Raw genomic sequence first — 16,895 nt, forward strand, 5'->3', positions numbered from 1 at the left:
AATTTGGAAAGCTGACTGATTAACTGACTTACGAGTCATGTTAATCAAATTTAAAAGTTCTCAATGTTTATCTTTCATTAGATAAACACAACAAACACATTCAAGTGTCTTGTATTCGAATGATCAGAAATGATTGTTCATTTTTTGATTCTACTTTTCTTAAAAGTGGAAACAAAAAGTAAATTGAGTCCGGCAAACAGTCATCAAGAATTAACCCTTCTTGATGACAACCAAAAACCTTGGTTAGTTGCCATACGCTTATTTGTCTTCACTTTTTAAAGTGAAAGCAAATAGAAACCCTTTCGGGTTGTATGGTTAAGTGACTAAGCGTACACGGTGGATGCCTTGGCAGTCAGAGGCGATGAAAGGCGTAATAACTTGCGATAAGCCCAGATTAGGTAGTAATAACCTTTTGAGTCTGGGATTCCTGAATGGGGAAACCCACTTGCATAAGCAAGTATCCTGTTGTGAATACATAGCAACAGGAGGCAAACCGGGGGAACTGAAACATCTAAGTACCCCGAGGAAGAGAAATCAACCGAGATTCCGAAAGTAGCGGCGAGCGAAATTGGATTAGCCCTTAAGCTTTTAATGATGCAGGTGAAGAGTCTGGAAAGTCTCGCAATAAAGGGTGATAGCCCCGTAACCGACACATCATAATCAGTGAAAACGAGTAGGGCGGGACACGTGATATCCTGTCTGAATATGGGGGGACCATCCTCCAAGGCTAAATACTACTGACTGACCGATAGTGAACCAGTACCGTGAGGGAAAGGCGAAAAGAACCCCTGTGAGGGGAGTGAAATAGAACCTGAAACCGTGTACGTACAAGCAGTAGGAGCACCTTCGTGGTGTGACTGCGTACCTTTTGTATAATGGGTCAGCGACTTAATTTTAGTAGCAAGGTTAACCGTTTAGGGGAGCCGTAGGGAAACCGAGTCTTAACTGGGCGTACAGTTGCTAGGATTAGACCCGAAACCAGGTGATCTAGCCATGGGCAGGTTGAAGGTTGAGTAACATCAACTGGAGGACCGAACCGACTAATGTTGAAAAATTAGCGGATGACTTGTGGCTAGGGGTGAAAGGCCAATCAAACCTGGAGATAGCTGGTTCTCCCCGAAAGCTATTTAGGTAGCGCCTCGGACGAATACTACTGGGGGTAGAGCACTGTTAAGGCTAGGGGGTCATCCCGACTTACCAACCCTTTGCAAACTCCGAATACCAGTAAGTACTATCCGGGAGACACACGGCGGGTGCTAACGTCCGTCGTGGAGAGGGAAACAACCCAGACCGCCAGCTAAGGTCCCAAAGTATAGCTAAGTGGGAAACGATGTGGGAAGGCTCAGACAGCCAGGATGTTGGCTTAGAAGCAGCCATCATTTAAAGAAAGCGTAATAGCTCACTGGTCGAGTCGGCCTGCGCGGAAGATGTAACGGGGCTAAGCTATACACCGAAGCTGCGGCTACGTACCTTAGGGTATGTGGGGTAGGGGAGCGTTCTGTAAGCCGTTGAAGGTGGTCTGTAAGGGCTGCTGGAGGTATCAGAAGTGCGAATGCTGACATGAGTAACGATAAAGGGAGTGAAAAACTCCCTCGCCGGAAGACCAAGGGTTCCTGTCCAACGTTAATCGGGGCAGGGTAAGTCGACTCCTAAGGCGAGGCCGAAAGGCGTAGTCGATGGGAAACGGGTTAATATTCCCGTACTTCTTACAATTGCGATGGGGGGACGGAGAAGGCTAGGTGGGCCTGGCGACGGTTGTCCAGGTTCAAGTATGTAGGCGGAAAGTTTAGGTAAATCCGGACTTTCATTAACGCTGAGATACGATGTCGAGCTACTACGGTAGTGAAGTCATTGATGCCATGCTTCCAGGAAAAGCCTCTAAGCTTCAGATTGTAAGGAATCGTACCCCAAACCGACACAGGTGGTCGGGTAGAGAATACCAAGGCGCTTGAGAGAACTCGGGTGAAGGAACTAGGCAAAATGGTACCGTAACTTCGGGAGAAGGTACGCTCTTATCAGTGAAGTCCCTTGCGGATGGAGCAGACGAGAGTCGCAGATACCAGGTGGCTGCAACTGTTTATTAAAAACACAGCACTGTGCAAAATCGTAAGATGACGTATACGGTGTGACGCCTGCCCGGTGCCGGAAGGTTAATTGATGGGGTTAGACTTCGGTCGAAGCTCTTGATCGAAGCCCCGGTAAACGGCGGCCGTAACTATAACGGTCCTAAGGTAGCGAAATTCCTTGTCGGGTAAGTTCCGACCTGCACGAATGGCGTAATGATGGCCACGCTGTCTCCACCCGAGACTCAGTGAAATTGAAATCGCTGTGAAGATGCAGTGTACCCGCGGCTAGACGGAAAGACCCCGTGAACCTTTACTACAGCTTGGCACTGAACATTGAACCTACATGTGTAGGATAGGTGGGAGACTATGAAATTGCGTCGCTAGATGTGATGGAGTCGTCCTTGAAATACCACCCTTGTAGTTTTGATGTTCTAACGTTGGTCCCTGAATCGGGATTACGGACAGTGCCTGGTGGGTAGTTTGACTGGGGCGGTCTCCTCCCAAAGAGTAACGGAGGAGCACGAAGGTGGGCTAAACACGGTTGGACATCGTGTGGTTAGTGCAATGGCATAAGCCCGCTTGACTGCGAGAATGACAATTCGAGCAGGTGCGAAAGCAGGTCATAGTGATCCGGTGGTTCTGAATGGAAGGGCCATCGCTCAACGGATAAAAGGTACTCCGGGGATAACAGGCTGATACCGCCCAAGAGTTCATATCGACGGCGGTGTTTGGCACCTCGATGTCGGCTCATCACATCCTGGGGCTGAAGTCGGTCCCAAGGGTATGGCTGTTCGCCATTTAAAGTGGTACGCGAGCTGGGTTTAGAACGTCGTGAGACAGTTCGGTCCCTATCTGCCGTGGGCGTTGGAAAATTGAAAGGGGCTGCTCCTAGTACGAGAGGACCGGAGTGGACGAACCTCTGGTGTTCGGGTTGTCATGCCAATGGCATTGCCCGGTAGCTAAGTTCGGAATCGATAACCGCTGAAAGCATCTAAGCGGGAAGCGAGCCTTGAGATGAGTTTTCCCTGGCGCTATAAGCGTCCTAAAGGGTTGTCGTAGACTACGACGTTGATAGGCAGGGTGTGTAAGTGCTGCGAGGCATTGAGCTAACCTGTACTAATTGCCCGTGAGGCTTAACCATACAACACCCAAGGGGTTTTGTGGACTCAATAGAAAGACAGACCTTGAATGCGTTTGAAGAGATACTTTTATAGCTCTATTAAATAGAGAAGCAGCTTTCCGAATTTTAAAATTTGCTTGGCGACCATAGCATTGTGGACCCACCTGATTCCATGCCGAACTCAGAAGTGAAACACAATAGCGCCGATGGTAGTGTGGGGCTTCCCCATGTGAGAGTAGGACATCGCCAGGCTTTAATTTCGACTTTGTCTATTTAATAGACAAGTCACCATAGAGTTCTAAGTTTCTTAGAGTTTTATGTTGACTTTCAAAGTGGAAAGCGTATTATACGCGTCCTGCTTAAGTGCTAAGGCACTGAAAGCGTTCTCTTTTTAGAGAACACGCTCTTTAACAATTTAAACCTATCAATCTGTGTGGGCACTCGTTGATGAATATCAAAACGTCATTTTTAGGAATGGCAGTTACTTCGGTAACAAACTTGATTTCAATGAACTGAGTGACCAATACAAAATTAAGTTTACTTAATTTTGGCACAGTCAATTCATTACCATTCTGTTGGAATGGTAATAGCTTTAGAATTACATGTTCATCAATCTTTTTCGAAAGAGCGAATGAATATTAGTTTTGAAGTCAGTATTCGTTGAGTCACAAAATCTTAAATTGAAGAGTTTGATCATGGCTCAGATTGAACGCTGGCGGCAGGCCTAACACATGCAAGTCGAGCGGAAACGACACTAACAATCCTTCGGGTGCGTTAATGGGCGTCGAGCGGCGGACGGGTGAGTAATGCCTAGGAAATTGCCTTGATGTGGGGGATAACCATTGGAAACGATGGCTAATACCGCATAATGCCTACGGGCCAAAGAGGGGGATCTTCGGACCTCTCGCGTCAAGATATGCCTAGGTGGGATTAGCTAGTTGGTGAGGTAATGGCTCACCAAGGCGACGATCCCTAGCTGGTCTGAGAGGATGATCAGCCACACTGGAACTGAGACACGGTCCAGACTCCTACGGGAGGCAGCAGTGGGGAATATTGCACAATGGGCGAAAGCCTGATGCAGCCATGCCGCGTGTATGAAGAAGGCCTTCGGGTTGTAAAGTACTTTCAGTTGTGAGGAAGGGTGTGTAGTTAATAGCTGCGCATCTTGACGTTAGCAACAGAAGAAGCACCGGCTAACTCCGTGCCAGCAGCCGCGGTAATACGGAGGGTGCGAGCGTTAATCGGAATTACTGGGCGTAAAGCGCATGCAGGTGGTTCATTAAGTCAGATGTGAAAGCCCGGGGCTCAACCTCGGAACTGCATTTGAAACTGGTGAACTAGAGTGCTGTAGAGGGGGGTAGAATTTCAGGTGTAGCGGTGAAATGCGTAGAGATCTGAAGGAATACCAGTGGCGAAGGCGGCCCCCTGGACAGACACTGACACTCAGATGCGAAAGCGTGGGGAGCAAACAGGATTAGATACCCTGGTAGTCCACGCCGTAAACGATGTCTACTTGGAGGTTGTGGCCTTGAGCCGTGGCTTTCGGAGCTAACGCGTTAAGTAGACCGCCTGGGGAGTACGGTCGCAAGATTAAAACTCAAATGAATTGACGGGGGCCCGCACAAGCGGTGGAGCATGTGGTTTAATTCGATGCAACGCGAAGAACCTTACCTACTCTTGACATCCAGAGAAGCCAGCGGAGACGCAGGTGTGCCTTCGGGAGCTCTGAGACAGGTGCTGCATGGCTGTCGTCAGCTCGTGTTGTGAAATGTTGGGTTAAGTCCCGCAACGAGCGCAACCCTTATCCTTGTTTGCCAGCGAGTAATGTCGGGAACTCCAGGGAGACTGCCGGTGATAAACCGGAGGAAGGTGGGGACGACGTCAAGTCATCATGGCCCTTACGAGTAGGGCTACACACGTGCTACAATGGCGCATACAGAGGGCAGCAAGCTAGCGATAGTGAGCGAATCCCAAAAAGTGCGTCGTAGTCCGGATTGGAGTCTGCAACTCGACTCCATGAAGTCGGAATCGCTAGTAATCGTGAATCAGAATGTCACGGTGAATACGTTCCCGGGCCTTGTACACACCGCCCGTCACACCATGGGAGTGGGCTGCAAAAGAAGTGGGTAGTTTAACCTTTCGGGGAGGACGCTCACCACTTTGTGGTTCATGACTGGGGTGAAGTCGTAACAAGGTAGCCCTAGGGGAACCTGGGGCTGGATCACCTCCTTATACGAAGATACTTACGATGAGTGTCCACACAGATTGATTAGGTTTAGAAAAGTTAAGAGATACTAGTGTCCCGTTCGTCTAGAGGCCTAGGACACCGCCCTTTCACGGCGGTAACAGGGGTTCGACTCCCCTACGGGATACCATCTTTAAGTATTCTCTTCTATCAGAGTATTTAAAAATGGTTCATTAGTTTGAATCAAGCTCTTTAACAATTTGGAAAGCTGACTGATTGATTACTTACGAGTAATTCAATCAAATTTAAAAGTTCTCAATGTTTATCTGCTCTTAGTTAATAAGAACGGTATAAACACAACAAACACATTCAAGTGTCTTGTATTCGAATCAATGTTTACATTGATTCACAATTGAGTCCGGCAAACAGTTATCAGGAATTAACCCTTCTTGATGACAACCAAAAACCTTGGTTAGTTGCCATACGCTTATTTGTCTTCACTTTTTAAAGTGAAAGCAAATAGAAACCCTTTCGGGTTGTATGGTTAAGTGACTAAGCGTACACGGTGGATGCCTTGGCAGTCAGAGGCGATGAAAGGCGTAATAACTTGCGATAAGCCCAGATTAGGTAGTAATAACCTTTTGAGTCTGGGATTCCTGAATGGGGAAACCCACTTGCATAAGCAAGTATCCTGTTGTGAATACATAGCAACAGGAGGCAAACCGGGGGAACTGAAACATCTAAGTACCCCGAGGAAGAGAAATCAACCGAGATTCCGAAAGTAGCGGCGAGCGAAATTGGATTAGCCCTTAAGCTTTTAATGATGCAGGTGAAGAGTCTGGAAAGTCTCGCAATAAAGGGTGATAGCCCCGTAACCGACACATCATAATCAGTGAAAACGAGTAGGGCGGGACACGTGATATCCTGTCTGAATATGGGGGGACCATCCTCCAAGGCTAAATACTACTGACTGACCGATAGTGAACCAGTACCGTGAGGGAAAGGCGAAAAGAACCCCTGTGAGGGGAGTGAAATAGAACCTGAAACCGTGTACGTACAAGCAGTAGGAGCACCTTCGTGGTGTGACTGCGTACCTTTTGTATAATGGGTCAGCGACTTAATTTTAGTAGCAAGGTTAACCGTTTAGGGGAGCCGTAGGGAAACCGAGTCTTAACTGGGCGTACAGTTGCTAGGATTAGACCCGAAACCAGGTGATCTAGCCATGGGCAGGTTGAAGGTTGAGTAACATCAACTGGAGGACCGAACCGACTAATGTTGAAAAATTAGCGGATGACTTGTGGCTAGGGGTGAAAGGCCAATCAAACCTGGAGATAGCTGGTTCTCCCCGAAAGCTATTTAGGTAGCGCCTCGGACGAATACTACTGGGGGTAGAGCACTGTTAAGGCTAGGGGGTCATCCCGACTTACCAACCCTTTGCAAACTCCGAATACCAGTAAGTACTATCCGGGAGACACACGGCGGGTGCTAACGTCCGTCGTGGAGAGGGAAACAACCCAGACCGCCAGCTAAGGTCCCAAAGTATAGCTAAGTGGGAAACGATGTGGGAAGGCTCAGACAGCCAGGATGTTGGCTTAGAAGCAGCCATCATTTAAAGAAAGCGTAATAGCTCACTGGTCGAGTCGGCCTGCGCGGAAGATGTAACGGGGCTAAGCTATACACCGAAGCTGCGGCTACGTACCTTAGGGTATGTGGGGTAGGGGAGCGTTCTGTAAGCCGTTGAAGGTGTGCTGTAAGGCATGCTGGAGGTATCAGAAGTGCGAATGCTGACATGAGTAACGATAAAGGGAGTGAAAAACTCCCTCGCCGGAAGACCAAGGGTTCCTGTCCAACGTTAATCGGGGCAGGGTAAGTCGACTCCTAAGGCGAGGCCGAAAGGCGTAGTCGATGGGAAACGGGTTAATATTCCCGTACTTCTTACAATTGCGATGGGGGGACGGAGAAGGCTAGGTGGGCCTGGCGACGGTTGTCCAGGTTCAAGTATGTAGGCGGAAAGTTTAGGTAAATCCGGACTTTCATTAACGCTGAGATACGATGTCGAGCTACTACGGTAGTGAAGTCATTGATGCCATGCTTCCAGGAAAAGCCTCTAAGCTTCAGATTGTAAGGAATCGTACCCCAAACCGACACAGGTGGTCGGGTAGAGAATACCAAGGCGCTTGAGAGAACTCGGGTGAAGGAACTAGGCAAAATGGTACCGTAACTTCGGGAGAAGGTACGCTCTTATCAGTGAAGTCCCTTGCGGATGGAGCAGACGAGAGTCGCAGATACCAGGTGGCTGCAACTGTTTATTAAAAACACAGCACTGTGCAAAATCGTAAGATGACGTATACGGTGTGACGCCTGCCCGGTGCCGGAAGGTTAATTGATGGGGTTAGACTTCGGTCGAAGCTCTTGATCGAAGCCCCGGTAAACGGCGGCCGTAACTATAACGGTCCTAAGGTAGCGAAATTCCTTGTCGGGTAAGTTCCGACCTGCACGAATGGCGTAATGATGGCCACGCTGTCTCCACCCGAGACTCAGTGAAATTGAAATCGCTGTGAAGATGCAGTGTACCCGCGGCTAGACGGAAAGACCCCGTGAACCTTTACTACAGCTTGGCACTGAACATTGAACCTACATGTGTAGGATAGGTGGGAGACTATGAAATTGCGTCGCTAGATGTGATGGAGTCGTCCTTGAAATACCACCCTTGTAGTTTTGATGTTCTAACGTTGGCCCCTGAATCGGGGTTACGGACAGTGCCTGGTGGGTAGTTTGACTGGGGCGGTCTCCTCCCAAAGAGTAACGGAGGAGCACGAAGGTGGGCTAAACACGGTTGGACATCGTGTGGTTAGTGCAATGGCATAAGCCCGCTTGACTGCGAGAATGACAATTCGAGCAGGTGCGAAAGCAGGTCATAGTGATCCGGTGGTTCTGAATGGAAGGGCCATCGCTCAACGGATAAAAGGTACTCCGGGGATAACAGGCTGATACCGCCCAAGAGTTCATATCGACGGCGGTGTTTGGCACCTCGATGTCGGCTCATCACATCCTGGGGCTGAAGTCGGTCCCAAGGGTATGGCTGTTCGCCATTTAAAGTGGTACGCGAGCTGGGTTTAGAACGTCGTGAGACAGTTCGGTCCCTATCTGCCGTGGGCGTTGGAAAATTGAAAGGGGCTGCTCCTAGTACGAGAGGACCGGAGTGGACGAACCTCTGGTGTTCGGGTTGTCATGCCAATGGCATTGCCCGGTAGCTAAGTTCGGAATCGATAACCGCTGAAAGCATCTAAGCGGGAAGCGAGCCTTGAGATGAGTTTTCCCTGGCACTATAAGTGTCCTAAAGGGTTGTCGTAGACTACGACGTTGATAGGCAGGGTGTGTAAGTGCTGCGAGGCATTGAGCTAACCTGTACTAATTGCCCGTGAGGCTTAACCATACAACACCCAAGGGGTTTTGTGGACTCAGAAGTACCAGACCTTGAATGAGTTTGAAGAGAAATAACTTTTAGATTAGCTTTCCGAATTTTAAAATTTGCTTGGCGACCATAGCATTGTGGACCCACCTGATTCCATGCCGAACTCAGAAGTGAAACACAATAGCGCCGATGGTAGTGTGGGGTTTCCCCATGTGAGAGTAGGACATCGCCAGGCTTTAAATTCGACTTTGTCTATTTAATAGACAAGTCACCATAGAGTTCTAAGTTTTCTTAGTATTTTATGTTGACTTTCAAAGTGGAAAGCGTATTATACGCGTCCTGCTTACGTGCTAAGGCACTGAAAGCAAAGCTCTTTAACAATTTAAACCTATCAATCTGTGTGGGCACTCGTTGATGAATATCAAAACGTTATTACTTAGGTAATAGCAGTTACTTCGGTAACAAACTTGATTTCAATGAACTGAGTGACCAATACAAAGTTAAGTTTACTTAATTTTGGCACAGTCAATTCATTACCATTCTGTTGGAATGGTAATAGCTTTAGAATTACATGTTTACTTCGGTAAATATTAGTTTTGAAGTCAGTATTCGTTGAGTCACAAAATCTTAAATTGAAGAGTTTGATCATGGCTCAGATTGAACGCTGGCGGCAGGCCTAACACATGCAAGTCGAGCGGAAACGACAACATTGAATCTTCGGAGGATTTGTTGGGCGTCGAGCGGCGGACGGGTGAGTAATGCCTAGGAAATTGCCTTGATGTGGGGGATAACCATTGGAAACGATGGCTAATACCGCATAATGCCTACGGGCCAAAGAGGGGGATCTTCGGACCTCTCGCGTCAAGATATGCCTAGGTGGGATTAGCTAGTTGGTGAGGTAATGGCTCACCAAGGCGACGATCCCTAGCTGGTCTGAGAGGATGATCAGCCACACTGGAACTGAGACACGGTCCAGACTCCTACGGGAGGCAGCAGTGGGGAATATTGCACAATGGGCGAAAGCCTGATGCAGCCATGCCGCGTGTATGAAGAAGGCCTTCGGGTTGTAAAGTACTTTCAGTTGTGAGGAAGGGTGTGTAGTTAATAGCTGCGCATCTTGACGTTAGCAACAGAAGAAGCACCGGCTAACTCCGTGCCAGCAGCCGCGGTAATACGGAGGGTGCGAGCGTTAATCGGAATTACTGGGCGTAAAGCGCATGCAGGTGGTTCATTAAGTCAGATGTGAAAGCCCGGGGCTCAACCTCGGAACTGCATTTGAAACTGGTGAACTAGAGTGCTGTAGAGGGGGGTAGAATTTCAGGTGTAGCGGTGAAATGCGTAGAGATCTGAAGGAATACCAGTGGCGAAGGCGGCCCCCTGGACAGACACTGACACTCAGATGCGAAAGCGTGGGGAGCAAACAGGATTAGATACCCTGGTAGTCCACGCCGTAAACGATGTCTACTTGGAGGTTGTGGCCTTGAGCCGTGGCTTTCGGAGCTAACGCGTTAAGTAGACCGCCTGGGGAGTACGGTCGCAAGATTAAAACTCAAATGAATTGACGGGGGCCCGCACAAGCGGTGGAGCATGTGGTTTAATTCGATGCAACGCGAAGAACCTTACCTACTCTTGACATCCAGAGAAGCCAGCGGAGACGCAGGTGTGCCTTCGGGAACTCTGAGACAGGTGCTGCATGGCTGTCGTCAGCTCGTGTTGTGAAATGTTGGGTTAAGTCCCGCAACGAGCGCAACCCTTATCCTTGTTTGCCAGCGAGTAATGTCGGGAACTCCAGGGAGACTGCCGGTGATAAACCGGAGGAAGGTGGGGACGACGTCAAGTCATCATGGCCCTTACGAGTAGGGCTACACACGTGCTACAATGGCGCATACAGAGGGCAGCAAGCTAGCGATAGTGAGCGAATCCCAAAAAGTGCGTCGTAGTCCGGATTGGAGTCTGCAACTCGACTCCATGAAGTCGGAATCGCTAGTAATCGTGAATCAGAATGTCACGGTGAATACGTTCCCGGGCCTTGTACACACCGCCCGTCACACCATGGGAGTGGGCTGCAAAAGAAGTGGGTAGTTTAACCTTTCGGGGAGGACGCTCACCACTTTGTGGTTCATGACTGGGGTGAAGTCGTAACAAGGTAGCCCTAGGGGAACCTGGGGCTGGATCACCTCCTTATACGAAGATACTTACGATGAGTGTCCACACAGATTGATGGTTTAGATTTAGTTAAAGCCAGAGCTTTAATTAATAACGTAAGTTATTGATTAAAGCTTTTTGCTTTATGCTCTTTAACAATTTGGAAAGCTGACTGATTGATTACTTACGAGTAATTCAATCAAATTTAAAAGTTCTCAATGTTTATCTTTCATTAGATAAACACAACAAACACATTCAAGTGTCTTGTATTCGAATCAAACTTTAGTTTGATTCACAATTGAGTCCGGCAAACAGTTATCAAGAATTAACCCTTCTTGATGACAACCAAAAACCTTGGTTAGTTGCCATACGCTTATTTGTCTTCACTTTTTAAAGTGAAAGCAAATAGAAACCCTTTCGGGTTGTATGGTTAAGTGACTAAGCGTACACGGTGGATGCCTTGGCAGTCAGAGGCGATGAAAGGCGTAATAACTTGCGATAAGCCCAGATTAGGTAGTAATAACCTTTTGAGTCTGGGATTCCTGAATGGGGAAACCCACTTGCATAAGCAAGTATCCTGTTGTGAATACATAGCAACAGGAGGCAAACCGGGGGAACTGAAACATCTAAGTACCCCGAGGAAGAGAAATCAACCGAGATTCCGAAAGTAGCGGCGAGCGAAATTGGATTAGCCCTTAAGCTTTTAATGATGCAGGTGAAGAGTCTGGAAAGTCTCGCAATAAAGGGTGATAGCCCCGTAACCGACACATCATAATCAGTGAAAACGAGTAGGGCGGGACACGTGATATCCTGTCTGAATATGGGGGGACCATCCTCCAAGGCTAAATACTACTGACTGACCGATAGTGAACCAGTACCGTGAGGGAAAGGCGAAAAGAACCCCTGTGAGGGGAGTGAAATAGAACCTGAAACCGTGTACGTACAAGCAGTAGGAGCACCTTCGTGGTGTGACTGCGTACCTTTTGTATAATGGGTCAGCGACTTAATTTTAGTAGCAAGGTTAACCGTTTAGGGGAGCCGTAGGGAAACCGAGTCTTAACTGGGCGTACAGTTGCTAGGATTAGACCCGAAACCAGGTGATCTAGCCATGGGCAGGTTGAAGGTTGAGTAACATCAACTGGAGGACCGAACCGACTAATGTTGAAAAATTAGCGGATGACTTGTGGCTAGGGGTGAAAGGCCAATCAAACCTGGAGATAGCTGGTTCTCCCCGAAAGCTATTTAGGTAGCGCCTCGGACGAATACTACTGGGGGTAGAGCACTGTTAAGGCTAGGGGGTCATCCCGACTTACCAACCCTTTGCAAACTCCGAATACCAGTAAGTACTATCCGGGAGACACACGGCGGGTGCTAACGTCCGTCGTGGAGAGGGAAACAACCCAGACCGCCAGCTAAGGTCCCAAAGTATAGCTAAGTGGGAAACGATGTGGGAAGGCTCAGACAGCCAGGATGTTGGCTTAGAAGCAGCCATCATTTAAAGAAAGCGTAATAGCTCACTGGTCGAGTCGGCCTGCGCGGAAGATGTAACGGGGCTAAGCTATACACCGAAGCTGCGGCTACGTACCTTAGGGTATGTGGGGTAGGGGAGCGTTCTGTAAGCCGTTGAAGGTGGTCTGTAAGGGCTGCTGGAGGTATCAGAAGTGCGAATGCTGACATGAGTAACGATAAAGGGAGTGAAAAACTCCCTCGCCGGAAGACCAAGGGTTCCTGTCCAACGTTAATCGGGGCAGGGTAAGTCGACTCCTAAGGCGAGGCCGAAAGGCGTAGTCGATGGGAAACGGGTTAATATTCCCGTACTTCTTACAATTGCGATGGGGGGACGGAGAAGGCTAGGTGGGCCTGGCGACGGTTGTCCAGGTTCAAGTATGTAGGCGGAAAGTTTAGGTAAATCCGGACTTTCATTAACGCTGAGATACGATGTCGAGCTACTACGGTAGTGAAGTCATTGATGCCATGCTTCCAGGAAAAGCCTCTAAGCTTCAGATTGTAAGGAATCGTACCCCAAACCGACACAGGTGGTCGGGTAGAGAATACCAAGGCGCTTGAGAGAACTCGGGTGAAGGAACTAGGCAAAATGGTACCGTAACTTCGGGAGAAGGTACGCTCTTATCAGTGAAGTCCCTTGCGGATGGAGCAGACGAGAGTCGCAGATACCAGGTGGCTGCAACTGTTTATTAAAAACACAGCACTGTGCAAAATCGTAAGATGACGTATACGGTGTGACGCCTGCCCGGTGCCGGAAGGTTAATTGATGGGGTTAGACTTCGGTCGAAGCTCTTGATCGAAGCCCCGGTAAACGGCGGCCGTAACTATAACGGTCCTAAGGTAGCGAAATTCCTTGTCGGGTAAGTTCCGACCTGCACGAATGGCGTAATGATGGCCACGCTGTCTCCACCCGAGACTCAGTGAAATTGAAATCGCTGTGAAGATGCAGTGTACCCGCGGCTAGACGGAAAGACCCCGTGAACCTTTACTACAGCTTGGCACTGAACATTGAACCTACATGTGTAGGATAGGTGGGAGACTATGAAATTGCGTCGCTAGATGTGATGGAGTCGTCCTTGAAATACCACCCTTGTAGTTTTGATGTTCTAACGTTGGCCCCTGAATCGGGGTTACGGACAGTGCCTGGTGGGTAGTTTGACTGGGGCGGTCTCCTCCCAAAGAGTAACGGAGGAGCACGAAGGTGGGCTAAACACGGTTGGACATCGTGTGGTTAGTGCAATGGCATAAGCCCGCTTGACTGCGAGAATGACAATTCGAGCAGGTGCGAAAGCAGGTCATAGTGATCCGGTGGTTCTGAATGGAAGGGCCATCGCTCAACGGATAAAAGGTACTCCGGGGATAACAGGCTGATACCGCCCAAGAGTTCATATCGACGGCGGTGTTTGGCACCTCGATGTCGGCTCATCACATCCTGGGGCTGAAGTCGGTCCCAAGGGTATGGCTGTTCGCCATTTAAAGTGGTACGCGAGCTGGGTTTAGAACGTCGTGAGACAGTTCGGTCCCTATCTGCCGTGGGCGTTGGAAAATTGAAAGGGGCTGCTCCTAGTACGAGAGGACCGGAGTGGACGAACCTCTGGTGTTCGGGTTGTCATGCCAATGGCATTGCCCGGTAGCTAAGTTCGGAATCGATAACCGCTGAAAGCATCTAAGCGGGAAGCGAGCCTTGAGATGAGTTTTCCCTGGCACTATAAGTGTCCTAAAGGGTTGTCGTAGACTACGACGTTGATAGGCAGGGTGTGTAAGTGCTGCGAGGCATTGAGCTAACCTGTACTAATTGCCCGTGAGGCTTAACCATACAACACCCAAGGGGTTTTGTGGACTCAGATGTACCAGACCTTGAATGCGTTTGAAGAGAAATAACTTTTAAATACAGTTTTCCGAATTTTAAAATTTGCTTGGCGACCATAGCATTGTGGACCCACCTGATTCCATGCCGAACTCAGAAGTGAAACACAATAGCGCCGATGGTAGTGTGGGGTTTCCCCATGTGAGAGTAGGACATCGCCAGGCTTTAAATTAAATCTTTAGGTTGACCGACCTGGAGATATGGACGCTCACTTAGTGAGTTGACCACTGCGGAGTGGTAGTTCAGTTGGTTAGAATACCGGCCTGTCACGCCGGGGGTCGCGGGTTCGAGTCCCGTCCACTCCGCCACTTATTCGATAACCTCGCCTAGTGCGAGGTTTTTTCGAATCTGACGTAGTAAAAAGTTTTAGGGGTGTAGCTCCAATTGGCAGAGCAGCGGATTCCAAATCCGCGTGTTGGGAGTTCGAATCTCTCCACCCCTGCCATATACGAAGCCTCAGCAGAAATGCTGAGGCTTTTTTGCATCTGTTGCTTCTACGGAGCAATGTTGGGAGCTGGATCGCCAGCCCGGTCTAATCTCCGGAGTGCTGGCTCAGTCCACCCCTGCGATATTTAAGGCTCTAGACTGCGCGTCCTAGCAGAAATGCTAGAGCCTTTTTTATGCCTGTCACCTTTAATGTAACGCTAGAAGTATTAAGTGCTCCTTTAGCTCCCCCTATTTAGTCGAATCGCTTAATACCTATTGAATACAACCTTGCTGTATTTGAAGACTTAGTCGAACACTAGAGCTTTCTGTTCAGCACTGATCTGGCTGCGTAGTTTCTGGTAGTGACTAAAGCTATTGCTGTTAGGCCTTGAGTCTCATTATTTTTTCCGGAAGAAATGCTTATGCAACGGAACTCTTTTCTAGTGGGTAGACTCGCTAGTGTTGTAGAAGAACGAGTTCTTTGCATGCTTCACTTCTAGCAAGATTTTTGTCTAAGATCGCTGTTTATCATGTCGTCTGTATCATGATTAAACATCCTTTGTAGTTATTTTGGTTCTGGCCAAATCTAGTGTTCAATCCACATTAAGGTTTCTGATTACTCTAGTACTAGTGCATAAAATATCGAAGTAAGTTCTATTGTTCATGTATACCTTTCAACTAGATCTTGAGTGAGGGGAGCTGTGAATTTGACTTTTATCAGGTATAAAAAAGGCCACCTATATTAGGCAGCCTAGTTTAATATTTTGAGATGTTAATCTAACTCTTTCTCAGCTTGTTTCGCTTTCTCTATCATCGGAGTAATTGTTGAACCTTGAACTAAGATTGAGAACACAACAACAGCGTATGTCATGACGAGGATTATCTCTTTAACATCTATTGCCTTGTCTTCAATCACCCAGATACCTGAAGGGATTGAAAGTGCCATGGCTAGAGCTAGTCCACCACGCAACCCACCCCAAGTTAAGATCTTGATTGACCAAGGGTTGTAAGTTCTAAAGCGTTTGAATCCGATATAAGACAAGAAAACACTTAGGTAGCGTGCGCTTAGCACTAGAGGTACTGCGAACGCCATTAAGATCCAGTCTTCTTGGTGGAATTTGAATAACAACATCGACATACCGATCAATAAGAACAAGACGCCATTTAAGAATTCATCTATCAATTCCCAGAAGTGGTCTAGGTGATCCTCACTCTCTTTCGAGAATCCAATAAAGCGCGTCCAGTTACCAATCATGATACCTGATACCACCATTGCTAACGGTCCTGATACATGTAGGACTTCAGCAAAGGCATAACCAGCTGTCGGAATACCTATGGTTAATAGCAACTCCATCGAGTGGTCATCGGTGTTGCTGATTAGGTAATGGAATATTAAACCTAGAACAAAGCCATAGACGATACCACCGATAGCCTCTTGGACGAATAACATGGTCACGCTACCTACAGTCGGTGCTTCTGTACCGAACGCAATGGTAAATAGGGTAACGAAGATCACTAGGCCAAAACCATCGTTGAATAGAGATTCTCCCTCGATTTGAGTAGAGATTCGTCTGGGAGCATCGAGCTTCTTCACTATAGCTAATACAGCGATTGGATCGGTTGGAGAGATTAGAGAACCAAAAAGTAAGCAATAAATTAGGTCAAATTGAATACCGATAAACTGACAGAATCCATACAGTACAAAGCCAATAAAGAATGTCGAAAACAGTGTAGCGCCAAGAGCGAGTACCGTTATTTCCCATTTCTGATCTTTTAGATTAGGTAACTTAATCCCCAAACCACCTGCAAAGAGTAAGAATCCCAGTATTCCTTTCAGGAGGAAATCTTCAAAGTTGATACTGGCAACGGTTTCTGAGGCGATGTCAGCCAATTGGAACCAATTGTTTTGTCCCGCAATGATAATTAATAGAGATAACATCATTGAGCCAGCTGTAATGGCGATGGTTGTCTGCATTTTACCAATTTTGGTATTCACGAAAGCAATAAGCATGGCAGCTGCGGACAAGAAGCATAAGGTGTAATAGACCGACATTGGGATCCCAACATGTAACAAAGTATGAATATGAATTTTCGTTGTCTCATGCTCAAATAGCAAACATTTTTTTGTCATGACTTGGTAATCAATTTCATCTTTTAGACGTCTA

General features: G+C 47.9%; 1 protein-coding gene, 3 tRNA genes and 8 rRNA genes. 11 read left to right on the top strand and 1 reads right to left on the bottom strand.

Features of this window, described 5'->3' with window-relative positions:
- The first annotated feature begins 313 nt into the window (after nt 1–313).
- The 11 genes from AC3CID_RS01490 (at nt 314) to AC3CID_RS01540 (ending at nt 14,749) form a co-directional block, all read left to right on the top strand.
- Nucleotides 314–3,207: ribosomal RNA gene (locus AC3CID_RS01490) — 23S ribosomal RNA — on the top strand.
- A 115-nt stretch (nt 3,208–3,322) separates the two neighbouring features.
- Nucleotides 3,323–3,438 (top strand): 5S ribosomal RNA (gene rrf / locus AC3CID_RS01495).
- Between the two features lie 425 nt (nt 3,439–3,863).
- Nucleotides 3,864–5,418: ribosomal RNA gene (locus tag AC3CID_RS01500) — 16S ribosomal RNA — on the top strand.
- 67 nt (nt 5,419–5,485) lie between these two features.
- Nucleotides 5,486–5,561: transfer RNA gene (locus AC3CID_RS01505), tRNA-Glu, on the top strand.
- A 352-nt stretch (nt 5,562–5,913) separates the two neighbouring features.
- Nucleotides 5,914–8,807: ribosomal RNA gene (locus tag AC3CID_RS01510) — 23S ribosomal RNA — on the top strand.
- Nucleotides 8,808–8,905: 98 nt separating this feature from the next.
- Nucleotides 8,906–9,021 (top strand): 5S ribosomal RNA (gene rrf / locus AC3CID_RS01515).
- 394 nt (nt 9,022–9,415) lie between these two features.
- Nucleotides 9,416–10,970, top strand: a 16S ribosomal RNA gene (locus tag AC3CID_RS01520).
- A 389-nt stretch (nt 10,971–11,359) separates the two neighbouring features.
- Nucleotides 11,360–14,253: ribosomal RNA gene (locus tag AC3CID_RS01525) — 23S ribosomal RNA — on the top strand.
- Between the two features lie 99 nt (nt 14,254–14,352).
- Nucleotides 14,353–14,468: ribosomal RNA gene (rrf, locus tag AC3CID_RS01530) — 5S ribosomal RNA — on the top strand.
- The 16S, 23S and 5S rRNA genes sit together here with 3 tRNA genes alongside, the layout of an rRNA operon.
- A 67-nt stretch (nt 14,469–14,535) precedes the next feature.
- A tRNA-Asp gene (locus AC3CID_RS01535) sits at nt 14,536–14,612 on the top strand.
- 60 nt (nt 14,613–14,672) lie between these two features.
- A tRNA-Trp gene (locus tag AC3CID_RS01540) sits at nt 14,673–14,749 on the top strand.
- Between the two features lie 753 nt (nt 14,750–15,502).
- Here AC3CID_RS01540 and AC3CID_RS01545 read toward each other — a convergent pair.
- Nucleotides 15,503–16,783 (bottom strand): cation:proton antiporter, encoded by a 1,281-nt coding sequence (locus AC3CID_RS01545; RefSeq protein WP_017078851.1) that lies wholly within the window; start codon nt 16,781–16,783, stop codon nt 15,503–15,505.
- Between the last annotated feature and the right edge of the window lie 112 nt (nt 16,784–16,895).

The sequence above is a fragment of the Vibrio sp. QJM3NY_21 genome (genome assembly GCF_057785975.1).

Coding starts and splice junctions, on each gene's coding strand:
- AC3CID_RS01545 (WP_017078851.1), bottom strand. CDS start 16,783: ATGTCGGTCTATTACACCTTATGCTTCTTGTCCGCAGCTGCCATGCTT.